Source organism: Enterococcus sp. DIV0358 (genome assembly GCF_051713465.1).
Taxonomy (GTDB): Bacteria; Bacillota; Bacilli; order Lactobacillales; family Enterococcaceae; genus Enterococcus; species Enterococcus faecalis.
This window is the reverse complement of record NZ_JBIOPX010000001.1, coordinates 583,062-596,493: the sequence shown is the minus strand read 5'-3', so window position 1 is coordinate 596,493 and position 13,432 is coordinate 583,062. Positions and strand designations below refer to the sequence as shown.

General features: G+C 36.8%; 12 protein-coding genes. 1 reads left to right on the top strand and 11 read right to left on the bottom strand.

Annotated features, from left to right (window positions below):
• Positions 1–30: 30 nt before the first annotated feature.
• The 3 genes from IGK70_RS02955 to IGK70_RS02945 form a co-directional block, all read right to left on the bottom strand.
• Complete coding sequence (locus IGK70_RS02955; RefSeq protein WP_104855509.1) at positions 31–2,736, bottom strand: YhgE/Pip domain-containing protein; 2,706 nt, start codon at positions 2,734–2,736, stop codon at positions 31–33.
• Positions 2,737–2,856: 120 nt separating this feature from the next.
• Complete coding sequence (locus tag IGK70_RS02950) at positions 2,857–3,087, bottom strand: hypothetical protein (RefSeq protein WP_002355737.1); 231 nt, start codon at positions 3,085–3,087, stop codon at positions 2,857–2,859.
• Between the two features lie 78 nt (positions 3,088–3,165).
• Complete coding sequence (locus IGK70_RS02945; protein ID WP_002407693.1) at positions 3,166–3,918, bottom strand: tyrosine-protein phosphatase; 753 nt, start codon at positions 3,916–3,918, stop codon at positions 3,166–3,168.
• Between the two features lie 173 nt (positions 3,919–4,091).
• Here IGK70_RS02945 and IGK70_RS02940 point away from each other — a divergent pair, with 173 nt between their 5' ends.
• On the top strand, positions 4,092–5,570 hold the full coding sequence (locus IGK70_RS02940) for a helix-turn-helix domain-containing protein (RefSeq protein ID WP_104855501.1): 1,479 nt from the start codon (positions 4,092–4,094) through the stop codon (positions 5,568–5,570).
• Positions 5,571–5,620: 50 nt separating this feature from the next.
• Here IGK70_RS02940 and lepB read toward each other — a convergent pair whose 3' ends face one another.
• The 8 genes from lepB to cshA all read right to left on the bottom strand — a co-directional run bounded on the left by lepB (position 5,621) and on the right by cshA (position 13,143).
• Complete coding sequence (gene lepB, locus IGK70_RS02935) at positions 5,621–6,370, bottom strand: signal peptidase I (protein ID WP_162783049.1); 750 nt, start codon at positions 6,368–6,370, stop codon at positions 5,621–5,623.
• 58 nt (positions 6,371–6,428) lie between these two features.
• Entirely contained in the window at positions 6,429–6,755 is a 327-nt protein-coding gene (locus IGK70_RS02930; RefSeq protein ID WP_104855502.1) for a hypothetical protein, read from the bottom strand.
• Positions 6,736–8,031 carry a hypothetical protein gene (locus IGK70_RS02925; protein ID WP_104855503.1) on the bottom strand — a complete coding sequence of 432 codons (1,296 nt, stop codon included), beginning with the start codon at positions 8,029–8,031 and terminating at the stop codon, positions 6,736–6,738. Before IGK70_RS02925 ends, IGK70_RS02930 begins: the two co-directional genes overlap by 20 nt.
• Positions 8,032–8,055: 24 nt before the next feature.
• Positions 8,056–8,751, bottom strand: a complete 696-nt coding sequence (locus IGK70_RS02920; RefSeq protein WP_104855504.1) for a hypothetical protein — start codon at positions 8,749–8,751, stop codon at positions 8,056–8,058.
• 321 nt (positions 8,752–9,072) lie between these two features.
• The gene (locus IGK70_RS02915) at positions 9,073–9,450 is read right to left on the bottom strand and encodes a type II toxin-antitoxin system PemK/MazF family toxin (RefSeq protein WP_002355729.1); all 378 of its coding nucleotides are present in this window, start codon (positions 9,448–9,450) and stop codon (positions 9,073–9,075) included.
• A gap of 15 nt (positions 9,451–9,465) precedes the next feature.
• Positions 9,466–10,581, bottom strand: coding sequence for an alanine racemase (alr, locus tag IGK70_RS02910; RefSeq protein WP_002419384.1), 1,116 nt, complete (start codon positions 10,579–10,581; stop codon positions 9,466–9,468).
• 29 nt (positions 10,582–10,610) lie between these two features.
• The gene (acpS, locus tag IGK70_RS02905) at positions 10,611–10,964 is read right to left on the bottom strand and encodes a holo-ACP synthase (RefSeq protein ID WP_002355727.1); all 354 of its coding nucleotides are present in this window, start codon (positions 10,962–10,964) and stop codon (positions 10,611–10,613) included.
• A 631-nt stretch (positions 10,965–11,595) separates the two neighbouring features.
• Entirely contained in the window at positions 11,596–13,143 is a 1,548-nt protein-coding gene (gene cshA / locus IGK70_RS02900) for a degradosome RNA helicase CshA (RefSeq protein ID WP_162783048.1), read from the bottom strand.
• Between the last annotated feature and the right edge of the window lie 289 nt (positions 13,144–13,432).

Below are 13,432 nucleotides of genomic sequence, written 5' to 3'. Positions count from 1 at the left end.
ACGCTAGAGACGTTTTCAGCTTTTTGTTTTTTAATGGAATAAATGGCTCTTTTGTGCTAAAGCCGCAAATTTTTTCGATCTGTGTTCCAGATGTGGATAAAGAATTGCACCGCCAATACTAAAGACGACTGAAATCCCCACCATAATCCAAATTGCAAACCAAGCATTTGGCCAGTAAATGCCTCCTGCTGATTCCCTTAGCAAGTTCACGGCATGCGTAAACGGCAAGAACGGATTAATCATTTGGAAGAATTTACCTGAGACTTGAATTGGGTAGTTCCCACCCCCACCAGAGATGGATAGTACCAAGATTATTATCGCAATTCCTTTCCCTACATTGCCAAAGAGAGCAACGAGCACATAAACCATTATCATAAACGTAATGGCAATCAATACCGCAAACCAGACGCTATACGCTGGATTACGAACATCTACGCCTAACGCAAAGTAATTACCTAAGGTTACAATCAGTGCTTGACCAATCCCCATGACAATGAAGGTAAACATCCGTGCTGAAAATTGTTCCCGTTTAGAAAAGCGTTTTTTATCTTTTCCTTCAAGATAAACATCTGTTGTCGCAACACTTGAGAATAACACAGCGCCAACCCATAAACACAAAGCTGTATAGAATGGCGTACTTGCCGAACCATTATTAGCAATCGGATAAACAGCATGTTCTTTGACTTCAACTGGTTGTGTAAAGAAGTCACTTTCTTTATTGGCATCTAATTTTAGTAATTTAAGAATTTCGCCTAAGTCAACTTCTTTTTCACCTTTACGGATTGCATTCGCTGCTTTGTGTAATCCTGTTTTGATATTTGGCCAATCATTAATAATTAGTTCGTTGGCTTTGTCTAAGGCCGCTTCAACATCTGGCATTTTCTCATTGACTGTTTTCAAGGTATTCGTTAAATCTTTTCGGATACCTGGATAGTCATTTTGCATAAAGGCTGCCGCTTTGCTGACTTTATCTTGAATGACTGGTAAATCGTTTTTGTACAAATCAGCACCACGATTAATGCCATTGACAATGGTTTCCATATTGCCATTCAACATCGTATTCGCATCATGAATTTCTTGTTTAATTGCCGGCATTTCGGCTTGATATTTTTCTAATAAAGAAATCGCATTAGTGACCGTTTGACTTGTTGAGCTCAATAATCCTTCAAAGTCAATTTGTTGCGCTTTGTTTAGTTGGCCTTGAGCGTTTTGGATGGTACTAATTAGTTTGTTTAAAATGGTTGAAACGGTATTACTAATTCCGTTTACATCAACACTGCCCACAATACTAGAAATATTAGTTGCCATTTCGTCAATCTCATTTAAATAATTTTGTACTCCAGAGATATCACCCGCTTGGACTAAAGCATTTAATTGATTCAAGCGATTGCTAAAATCTGTTAATAAATCATTTACATGGCTTAATTGAGCAATCGCACCATCTAAGTCATGATTACCAGCATTTTCTTGGAGTTGTTTCATAAACGCAATAATGTCGTTAATTGCTTGCTGTTGCCGTTGGATATTAGTTGTGAAATCTTGTACTACTTCATTAATATGTTGTTTTTCTTCTGGCGTTAACTGTCCATCATCTAACGCTTGACGAATAGTCGCGATTACAGAAGTTGTTGTTGTAGCAACTTGCTGGATAGATTTCAAAGTCACTTCAACGCTATTCGTAATGCTTGGTAACGCCTCTTGCAATTTATTGGCGCCATCTAATGTAACATTCCCTAAATCATTGGCTTGATCACCTAGTTTACGAATATCTGGTAACGCCGTTTGGACTTGTTGAATGATTTCTAATCCTTGTTTTGCTTCTTGGATTCCTTCGCTCATTGTTTGTTCCACAGAGGCAAAGTCTTCATCAATCATAGCAATTTGTCGGCCAGCGTTTTGAATTTCTGGAATTTTTTCTTGTAACGTCAAAATAACACTAGCTTGTTCTTTGATGCTTGGCATTTTACCATTTAGCTCAACAATCTTCTCTCCTAAAGCATCAACTTCAGGTAAATATTTCATCGCATCGTTGGCTTTCGCTAATTTTTCTTTTAGCTCTGGCATCTTACCATGTAAGTCTGTGACTTGTTTTGCATACGTATCAATGGTTCCAATGTTGGCATCTGTATCTAAAATCATGCTCTTAACTTTTTGAATGCTAACCATGTTTTTATCAATATCATAGCCAATATCATTGAATGTTTTGATTAACGTACTACTTGCCGTTTTGATGAATTCTTCCGAAATTTGTGACTGAATGGAAGAAGCGCCTTTTGACGTAATTTTCGGCGCAATTGCATTAATTTTTTCGTTAATTGAGTATTCAATTTTAGGTTTATTGATATCACCAGAAGTAAAACTTAGCAAATCTTTGGAAAAATCTTTAGGTAAATAAATCCCGGCAAAATATTTTCCTGATTGGACCCCTTTGTCTAATTCCTTTTTCGAATCAACAAAACGCCAACCTAATTGCTTGTTTTTCTTCAAGTTTTTCAAGACTTCATCACCAATATTGACCGATTTATCTTGAAAAGTTGCTGTTTGGTCATCACTATAGACCGCTATTGGTAACTCTCCTGTATTTGAATACGGATCCCATAGTGCTTTAATGTTAAACCATGCATATAATGATGGAATAATCATTAAGGCAACAATCAAAAATGTTGCTACTGGGTTTTTAAAAATTCTTTTCCAATCTAAAATAAATAGTTCCCATGTATTTTTTATATGTTTCATAAAATCACCTGCTTTTTTTTGTGCCTGAATAACTTTAGCATAAAATACAAGAGAATAACAAACAAAAGCTTGAATGTTACGACACATTTTTAAAATGTCGTAAGTTCAAGCTAAGATTGTTTATTTCATATTTTTAGAAAATTCCGAAACGACTTGTTTAACTTCATCAATGGCTTCTGGTTTTAAATAAGCCAAAAGTTTTGGTGCTTTTGTCATCAAGTACATTTTATCTAATTTGCCTGTTTGTTGGCGTTCAAACATTTCTGCAAGTAGCGCTTGCATTTTTTCTTTTTTATCTTCTTTTGTTCGATCTAGTATGAACGTTAAGAATTGTTCTTGTCCTTCTTTCATTCCCTATCCCTCCTTACAAACAGATTCTTTTCTATTATAAAACTTCTTTTTTAGAAAGGATAGTCCTTTTTTTAGGATCTATGATTTTGTGTACAGACTTAGCATGTCTTTTTTGGCGGATAAAGGTAAGCCGAGTCCCTCTTTTAAATAGCCCTCTACCGAACCAAATTCTTTTTCAATCGCCTGTAAAGCGGTCGCTAAGTACTCTTTTTTCACATAAAGTAGCGTTTCTAATTGTTGAATTTCTGCTGGAGGCGTTCCATTTGCTTGATATTGCGCAATAATTTGCTCGTTAGCGGTTTTTCTTTGCTCATTCGTCTTTAAATAATCTTCTAAAATATAAGAATGTTCCACACCTAAAGCACTTAATATCAAGGCTGCGCCGATTCCTGTTCGATCTTTTCCTGCGAAACAATGAAATAAAATAGCTTCCTGTGGATAACTTAAAAAGTTTTCAAAAAATGTTTGGTAACCTTTGCGGCCCGAATTGGAAAGAACCATTTCCTTATAAGCCATGTCCATTGCTTCATCGGGTGAACCAACCGTTTTAAGCATTCCTTCTAATGAAGCAGTCTGCGCCCGAATATCGGCCAAAATATCTATATGTAGATAGTTGGTTCCTTGAATTGAATCATCTGGTCGTTCTTGCGTTTCCGCTGCACTTCTAAAATCATAGATTCGTTTAATTTGATAGTCCTCTACCAGTTTCTGTTGATCCGCTTGTGCAACATTGACGAGTTCACCACTCCGAAAAAAATGCCCTGTCTTGACAACTGTGCCTTGTTGCGTTGGAAATCCTCCAATATCTCTAAAGTTCACCACGCTGTTCATGTTCTATCGCTCCTTCATTTTAATTATTTTGTTATCATTTAAATACTTTGTTTTTTCTTTTTATTTCTTTTTCTCAACGATAATAAAAAACACCTCAAAAAAAAATCTTTTTATCAGTTGTTTATTGCCATTTTATCATAGATACAGTATTCTTAAAAGAGAGGTGAGTAACGATGCTAAAACGAGATTTTTTAGAAAAGCCTTATGATTATATGAATGATATTTTATTGTTCCTATATAATAATAAAGGTCAAGCGACACGAAATGAATTAGTAGATTTTTTCAATATTAGTTTACCAACATTGAATGAGTATCTTTCTTTTTTAGAGCAATTTTTGAAAGAAGAGCAACTTCAAGAAAACCTCACCTTAACAGTATTAGGTGACACTCTATATCTAAATAAAGCGCCTACCTTTTCCATGAAAGCAATGATCATGTTGTTCTTAGATAAATCTATTAAGTTTCACATGGTCCAGCAACTCTTCCATAAAAATGAAATAAATGGCGGGTATTTCCAACAGAATTATGCCATTAGCTCTGCTACCTATTATCGAAAAATTGTTGAATTAAATGACTTACTCAATGAGTTTAATTTATGTATCAAACGAGGAAAACTTATCGGCGAAGAAAAACAAATTCGCTTTTTCTTTTTTAATTTTTTCTGGTTTATCTTTGAAGAAAAAACAGATTTAGAAAAAGAACTGGCCAATCAATACCTAGGATTAATCGAGATATTACAAGAAATCCCCAGAATTACCTTTGACCATACAGAAATTCTTCAAATTAAGCTTTGGATGAAAATTTCTTTTCGTCGTATGGTTTTAGAACCTCTGCCAACGATTAGTCCGCATGATGCGCAACTCGATCGACCTTTATTTGAAGAAATTAATTTATCTATACATACATATATGAAAAGAATCGACCGTCCATATACAATCAATGAAGCCTATATGTTTTATGACTTTTTTTGTTCCATGCATAACTATTCTGCGAATGCTGCTTTCGCCTTTCGTTTAGCAAAACAACAACGAATTGAAAAAACGTATCTTAACGAAATGAACCGGGTTATTTTAACATACCTTAAAGCACGTGGTTATTTAGCCCATTACGCGCTACCTATTCGGCTACTTTATATTGAAAATTTACTTTTCCAATTACATGCGCAACTCTACTATTTTTCTGGATTTATTTTACCCTTTGATTATTGGACGATTCAGTCACTTTTGAAAGTCTTACGTCACCCTTTTAGTGAAAGTGAAGTTTACGAATTAGTGGAAATTGCTACAACGAACTTTGCCACAGAAGCCACTACTTCTAAGTACCAAAATCAATTTACTGAAATTAATTATACGCTTATTTTGAATCACATTGCTGAATTAAATGAAAAAAAAATAACCATTGGCGTTTATCACTCACTGAGCAGTGCTTATAGCGAGTTGGTAGCACAAAAAATACAACAGAGTATCGCTGGAAAATATCCGCTGAAAATTGAGCCTTACAACGCAGAAAACCATTATGATTTGCTTTTAATGAATACCAATAATGACCCGCTCGTTGCCCAGTATGACCATTACTATATTTTTTCGGATATTAGTAATCGTTATGACCTGCAATCAATTGAAAAAATCATTCAATTGTTATTGGGCAAATAATTTCCAAAAAAAAGCTTAAGTGCCCTACTTAAATGGCTGACTTAAGCTTTTTATTTTACTTTCCCTATTTCCTTAAACGGCGCCATTTTAAACACCACGATTCCTTCAATCGCTTGTATCTCGACAAAGCCGAACGTACGACTATCACTTGAATGCGTACGATTGTCCCCTAAGACAAAGTAATGACCAGCTGGAATCTTCTGAAACAGGCGAAGTTGGGCTGCCGCTTCTTCTGATAAGTCAAAACGACTGGCATTCTCAGGCAGTGCCTCATTATCACTTGCTGTAGGTCCTTCCGAAAGATAAAGTTTTGTCTCGTTTACCCAAATTTGATCACCAGGAACCCCGATAATTCGCTTGACGTACGTACCTGTGCTAGCCAACGGTGCTTTAAATGCAATCACATCGTACCTTGTTACTTGCTTCGTCCGTTGTACTAAGACTCGTTCCCCTGCGTTAAGTGTCGGCTTCATGGATTGCCCAGCAATTGGGTAGCTAGATGTCTTTAACACAAAAAAGAACACAAAAATGGCGAAAAGAATAGCTGGCATAAAAAATTTAACGACTTGGATGCGTTGTTTCTTTTGGTAGGCTTGCCGCTTTTTTTTAATCTCTTCAGCGGTCATTTTTCTTTTCGGTCCTCTTATTGATTGATGGTTATCTGTTTGCTCAAGCAAATATTCCATTGCTGTGTTAGTCTTTTGCTTTTTTAGCTGATATGTCGCAGGCAACTTTTGCTCCAAGAAGGCGCGCTTAATGTGGCGAATTGTTCGCATAACTGGCTTTATCCATTCTTCCATCGTTTTCTTAAAAGGAAAAGCTCCTTAAATAAACTTTTCCTTTCTTTACTCCTTTTTTCTATTTGACTAATTGCGTTCCTTTTTTTATATAACTACTACGTAACTGGTTCTCCTTCATAAACTGATTCAGTGGTTTCTGCGCATCTTGTGCCAGCTCCCAGATACTTTGATTTGCTTGTGCAAGATATTCGCTCTTCTCTGTTACTGTGTTTTTCCTAATAAGCGGTTGCCTTAGCGACTGCTCTTCCTTTGAGACAACAGCAGCCTGTAATCGTTCTGCAGAGCCACTTAGTGTAACAGCTAAAAAAAGGACCCCAAGACAATGTAGTTTCCTTGCTCCCGTTAACTTTTTACTGACCATTTTATTAATAGTTATCTTGTTCAAGACGTGTCAGTTTAGTTAAACGTTCCTCTAATTCGCGATAAATCTCAAGTACTTCTACTTTTGATGCTTCGACTTCATTCGAAATACTTTTCGCTCGGTTACCAATATTTAACATTTCTAATTCTGCGGAATTGATTAGGTGTTTTGCTTCTACTTTCGCTTCATTAACAATCCGATTGGCTTCTTTTTTGGCAGAAACCATCACTTCGCCAATTTCTTGTTGCGATTTTAAAGCCTCTTCTTGTAATTGCTGATTTTTCATTAATAAATCGTTAATTTGCTGTTTTGCGCGTAGCAGTTCTGTTAACTGCTCACTACTCGGTTCAATATTTTTTGAAACGGCTTGTAGTGTCTTCAATTCTTTTTGAACTTGTTCTAAACTGTCTTCTTTGGCCTCTACTTCTTTTCTTAGAGCAGCTAATTCCCCTTCGTAAACTTGCTTTTCAGCAAGATGTTTGTCATTGACACCTTGCAGTCGCCCTAATTTTACTTCCGCTTCATTTTTTTGCTGTAAACTATTTTGAAGCTCATTCTTTAACTCCTCCATGCGTTGTTTCACAATCACTTCTTGTTGGGCAGCCTCTTGTAAGGTTTGTTTTTCGGCTTCTACTTTTTGTAATTGTACAGTTAGTTTTTCAATTTGTTCCTGCAATGCTTGTTGAGTCATTGTGCTTTCTTCTAATTCTGTCGTTAACGTTTCTACTTGCTTTTCCATTCCTGTAATATCCCCTTTTTTCTCCAACTTTCCTTTTTCTTTTGCTAACTGGTTGTGTAATGTCTGGATATGTTGTTGCTGTTCAGCCGATTCTTTTTCTAATTCTGCCACTTGCTGCGTTAATTCACTTTCTAAACGTTCCATTTGATTATGTACAGTGGTTAATTGTTTTTCTGCATTTTGCAGATTTGTTTGAAGAGTGGTAGTCTCTGTCGTGGTTTCACTGTTTGTTTCCAGTTGCTCTTCCAATTCAAAAATTTCATGTTCTTTTTGATTTAGTGTTTCAAGTAATGCCTGATTTTTTTCTTCTAATGCTTGTTTTTCCGTTTCTTGTTGGTTCTTTAATTGCTCATTTTCTTCTTGAAGTTTTTTAAAGGCTGTTTCTTTTTTCTGATAGTAGGCGAGCCTTTCTCTTAACGTCGCCATTTCTTTTTCCTGTTGTTCTGGTTTGATTCCGCTAATTATTTTTTCTGGTTCGAATCCTGGCTGAAAAAAGACTTCTTTTTCAAGCGTATCATCCGAAATATCTTTAATTTTTTTGATTAAACGTCTTTTTGTCATTTATATGTCCTTTCTCTCGTCCTTTTAACTAATCACGACAGGCTCCAAATTTGTTTCAAGTGTCTCACGAGCATACGTATCAATGGATTTGACAAGGGTTTGCTCTTGATCTCGATAAGTAAAATTAAAATCAATCATGGTAATTTCTTTGACTGAATTCAATGCTGAAATAAGTGCTAAAATGTTGTCTTGGGCTGTTTGAAATTCATGGTAACTTAAACCAACTGAAAAAACAGACAGTGTCAAGGTTTGTGTTTTTTCACTTCTAATTATTGTGATACTCGTCTCTCCGAGGTAAGGACGCCATTCACGCGCTAATTGTAATTCATAATTCGTCAAGACAGCGGCCGATTCTGTCGAAACAGCTTGCTTCCAGGGAAACTGGTTTAAGGCTGTTTTTTTAATTGCTTGTTTTTTTATTTTGTCACCTTGAGCAGCTTGGCCCTGTGCCAAACGCTCGATTCGCTGTTCCATGTGGATATTTCGTTGATTTAATTGATAATATGTATAAACAATTCCTAACAATAATACGCTAAGTAGACAAACACTAAACAATAAATAAATCATTAAACGACTATTTTTCTGATACTTATAGAAATTTATTTTCCTCTTTAATGTCCTGTCCTCTGAATCCAGTTTTTCGACAAGTAATCGCAAATACAATTGATAGCTTACAAATAAAAATAAGCAACTACTCATTAAAAGTACAACAATCATCATACAAATATAATCTCCTTTATGTCATCACTCGACGATCAAAACTTGTAAAATCACCTGTTACGCTCTTTAAAAACTCTATATAGTATTGATTGTAACATTCCGTTTGAGCCTTGCCAACAACTTTATTTAAAATAAGATGATAAAAATTTGAATTTTATATTTATATTTTAATTTTTTAAATACAAAACAAAAAAACAAGAGAGATGCCACTTGGCTATCCCTCTCGCTTTTACTCAAACTATGTTTAGCAAACCAAATTCAATCAGTTGCTTTTTCAAAAATCCAATTCGTCTTTGTTGATTTCATAGTAGCTATCGTTCTTTATGTAGCTGAATTTGCTTTTGCTGGGGCTGAATCGCTACTAAGTCCAACACTGATGCCTAAGGCACGATCAACTTCTTCCATAATATCAAGTCTCAAATGACAAACTTTTTCTTTCAAGCGGCCCTTATCGATTGTTCGAATCTGCTCTAAAAGAATCACTGAATCTTTTTCAATGCCTGTTTCATCAGAATTAATCCCGATATGTGTTGGCAATTTTGGCTTTGCCATTTTGGCTGTGATCGCCGCAACGATAATCGTTGGGCTAAAATGATTACCTAAGTTATTTTGGACAACAAGGACAGGTCTGACGCCACCTTGTTCCGAGCCCACTACTGGGGAAAGGTCTGCAAAATAAATATCTCCGCGTTTGACCATAGTGGAACCTCCTATCTAGTTATATTCTCTGGGGATTCTTTGTGAGAAAGTACATGCAACTTCATAATGAATGGTTTCTAATTTTTCGGCTACCATTTGTAACGTATTTTCTTCATTGCCATCTTTTCCAACTAATGTAACGACTGAGCCGACAGGAACTTCTTCTGCTAAACGAATCATACATTGATCCATACACACTCGTCCAACGATTTCGCAACGCTTGCCATTCACGAGCACTGTAAATCCTTGGAGATGACGCAACCAGCCATCTGCATAACCGATTGGCACTGTCCCAATCCACTCTTCGGATTCAGTCACGTAGGTTTCGCCATAGCCAATTCCTTCGCCAGCCGCTAAGCGTTTTACATGGATGAGTTCACTGGTCAACCTCAAGGCCGGCTTTAACGCATAGCTTGGGGCCAGCTTATTACCTGAAGGGTTCAACCCATACATGGCTACACCATAGCGAATCATGTTTCCTGGCACATCAGGATGCCATAACGCTGTCGCACTATTGCTAACATGGACATACTGAGGTAACTCTTCTAAAACTGCTAGAACAGCCTTAAAACGCCCTGCTTGTTTTTCAAAATAGCTTGTATCGATTTCATCAGCTGTTGAAAAATGAGTGAAAATCCCTTCCCATAAAAATTCTTTGTGGGATTGAACAAACCGCACTGCTTGCTTAGTCTCTTCTGGGGTTAAAAAGCCAATCCGTCCCATGCCAGTATCGACTTTTAAGTGAACACGTAATGGCGTGTTACTCTCAGGCGTTAGTTGTTGAAGAGCAGCTTCTAACCATTCTTGTGTAGCTACCGTTACAGATAAATCATATTGAATCAACAAAGGCACATAAGCTAAGTCTACCACACTCAAAATTAAAATGGGGTCCTGAACACCTGCTTCTCTCAATTCAATTGCTTCATCCAATAAGGCGACACAAAAACCTGTCGCGCCACCTTTTTTCGCCGCTTTGGCGGATTCTACGGCGCCATGCCCATAGCCGTTCGCTTTTACAACCGCAAATAAAGCAGTTCCTTCTGGCAAACGTTGACATTCATTTTGGACATTTTCAGTAATTGCTTGCGTATCGATATGTAACCGTGTAGGACGATGCCATCCAACGACCATTGTACATCCTTCTTTCTTCGTTGCTTCTGTTATTCGCTTTCTAAAACAATTTGTGCAATCGCCATAGTATCTGTGTGCGTAATCGAGACAAACACTTTACCATTATGGGGCGAATTTGCTACGTACGGTGCACCTGTCTTTTCAGTCAGCACCTCAATATCTTGTAAACCAACTTTACCAATCCCTGTGCCCCATGCTTTAGAAAACGCTTCTTTACAAGCAAAACGACCAGCTAAAAATTCTATTTGACGTTTTGTAGATAACTTTTCAAAAAGGGTCAATTCGTTAGGTGTTAAAACCCGTTGAATAAACGATCCTTGTTTTTCAACAATCGGTTTTATCCGACTTAATTCTACTGCGTCAATACCAATTCCCTTTATCATTTTCCGCCTTACTTCCTATTTAATATAGTTACTCCGAATTACCTTTCATTTTAACAAAATTTCAAAATTTTTCCACTGATTCGCTAAAAAAATAAAGAATGTTTTACAAGATCCTCACACAAATTGAAGTACCATACGTTTTCTTCCTATTTACATTTTTATAAAATTTTTCTGAATTTTTATAAAAGTAAGACAACAACTAAGAAGTATCGGAAAAAAATCAGGAAACTAAGCGGATGTTCTGATATTTTATAGCAAATTTTGGCTACTTATGGGAGAATAAAAAGAAAAAGGAGAAAAACGTATGACTTTAACTTCTCGGCAAAAAAAGTTACTTCGTTGCGCCCTGTTTATTTTTACTTTGTTGCTCTACATATTTCCAATCTTCTTTAAAAATCCCAGCCTATTTTTTCTCTTGCAACTGGTGTGGATCGTGACCATTCATTTGCTACAACAAAAACTGAAACTCTTCAATCAATCTTCTTCGTTGAAAATTTGGATGATTTTGGCGTTTTTCTTTTTCTATATCATTTTGATGCCTTTTTTACTTTTTTTGAGTTTTTCTATTTAACGATTATCTACCAAAAAAGAGCGAGTATTCCGTTCATAGACGGAACACTCGCTCTTTTGATTATTTGGCGTTTTCGCGAATGACGAAACCACGTTTTTTATCGTTATGACGTTTGCCGCCACGTTGATCTTTATTTTTGCGCTCGCTATTTTTGTAATTACGGTCGCCATCTTTATGGTTTTTGTTGCCACGATAGCTGCCACCTTTACCATTGCCACCACGGTTGCGATTACGGTTGTTCCCACCGCCACCACCACGGCCATTTTTGTTAAAGCCTTTTTTATTTGAAGGCAATGGTCGTTCTGGGGTAATTTTTACAGGAACCGCATCTGCTGGATCTTTCGCTACTGTTTTTAATAATAACGCAGCTAAGTCTGTCGCTGAATATTTTTCTAATAACGCTTCAGCAGATTCTAGATATTTGTCTAAACCATTTTCTTCTAGATCACTTTCGATGGTTTCAACAGCTGCACTTAATTGTCCTTTAAATGCTTCTTTTTCGGTTGGTGGACGTAATGGTGTCATCCGTTTTTTCGTTAGGTTTTCGATGACATGTAAGTAACCCATTTCGTTTGGTGTTACAAACGTCACAGACATACCACCTTTACCAGCACGACCTGTCCGACCAATACGGTGAACATAACTTTCTGGATCTTGTGGAATATCGTAGTTATAGACATGGGTGACACCTGAAATATCTAACCCACGTGCTGCTACATCTGTTGCCACTAAGATATCTAAGTTACCATTTTTGAATGAACGTAAAACGCTCATCCGTTTTTGTTGTGATAGGTCGCCATGGATGCCTTCTGCTTTGTAACCACGCGCTTCTAACCCGCGGGCAAGTTCATCAACACGGCGTTTTGTCCGACCAAAGACAATGGTCAATTCTGGGGTTTGCACGTCTAGTAAACGTGTCATAATGTCAAATTTTTCAAAGTCTTTTGAACGTACATAATATTGATCAATTAAATCAGCCGTCATTTCTTTGGCTTTAATCTTCACATGTTCTGGTTGTTTCATGAATTTCACGCCAATATTCTTGATTGCTGGCGGCATAGTTGCTGAAAATAGAAGTGTTTGACGTTGTTCTGGCACTTGTGAGATGATTTTTTCAATGTCTTCCAAGAAGCCCATGTTTAACATTTCATCTGCTTCGTCTAAAACTAATGTTTCAACAGTTTCTAATTTCAAGGTACGACGATTAATATGATCTAGTAAACGTCCTGGTGTACCTACAACGATATGTGGACGATCTTTTAGTCCACGGATTTGGCGACCGATATCAGCCCCACCGTAAACGGCTTGGACGCGAATCTTTTTATCGCGGCCTAAACGGAATAACTCTTCTTGTGTTTGGATAGCCAACTCACGGGTTGGTGCAATGACTAATCCTTGAATAACGCGATTGTCTGCGTCAATTTTGTTAAGCATTGGTAAGCCAAAAGCAGCGGTTTTCCCTGTTCCTGTTTGTGCTTGTCCGATTACGTCTTTTCCTGCTAACGCTAACGGAATTGTTTCTGATTGAATAGGGGTTGCTTCCTCGAAGCCTGCGCGTTCTACCGCTGATAATAATTCTGGCGCTAAACCAAGTTCTTTAAATTTCAAATGATATCCTCCTAGATTTTGTTTCGGAAAGAACGATTTCTTCCTAGTTTCAGGTGTCTTCACTTTCAGTTGTTAAAAAGAAATCCATTATAGTGTGCCAACTATTTCTTCTTTCCTGATTTCACCGAAAAATTCACCTTATGGCATTAGAAAAGCCAAACGTGGTCGTTCAGCTTCACATTTATTATTAAACATAGAAATAGATCTATTTTATTTACTACGATTCAATTTTTCTCGTCATCTTCCGGCAATAGGTCATTCTATCATAGAATCCCATTTTCAGCAAGTT

Bases quoted from the DNA above. Each gene is read 5' to 3' on its own strand.
- IGK70_RS02945 (WP_002407693.1), bottom strand. From the start codon at position 3,918: ATGAACAGCGTGGTGAACTTTAGAGATATTGGAGGATTTCCAACGCAA.
- IGK70_RS02955 (WP_104855509.1), bottom strand. From the start codon at position 2,736: ATGAAACATATAAAAAATACATGGGAACTATTTATTTTAGATTGGAAA.
- IGK70_RS02940 (WP_104855501.1), top strand. From the start codon at position 4,092: ATGCTAAAACGAGATTTTTTAGAAAAGCCTTATGATTATATGAATGAT.
- alr (WP_002419384.1), bottom strand. From the start codon at position 10,581: ATGGTCGTTGGATGGCATCGTCCTACACGGTTACATATCGATACGCAA.
- IGK70_RS02920 (WP_104855504.1), bottom strand. From the start codon at position 8,751: ATGATGATTGTTGTACTTTTAATGAGTAGTTGCTTATTTTTATTTGTA.
- IGK70_RS02950 (WP_002355737.1), bottom strand. From the start codon at position 3,087: ATGAAAGAAGGACAAGAACAATTCTTAACGTTCATACTAGATCGAACA.
- IGK70_RS02925 (WP_104855503.1), bottom strand. From the start codon at position 8,031: ATGACAAAAAGACGTTTAATCAAAAAAATTAAAGATATTTCGGATGAT.
- IGK70_RS02915 (WP_002355729.1), bottom strand. From the start codon at position 9,450: ATGGTCAAACGCGGAGATATTTATTTTGCAGACCTTTCCCCAGTAGTG.
- lepB (WP_162783049.1), bottom strand. From the start codon at position 6,370: ATGGAAGAATGGATAAAGCCAGTTATGCGAACAATTCGCCACATTAAG.
- acpS (WP_002355727.1), bottom strand. From the start codon at position 10,964: ATGATAAAGGGAATTGGTATTGACGCAGTAGAATTAAGTCGGATAAAA.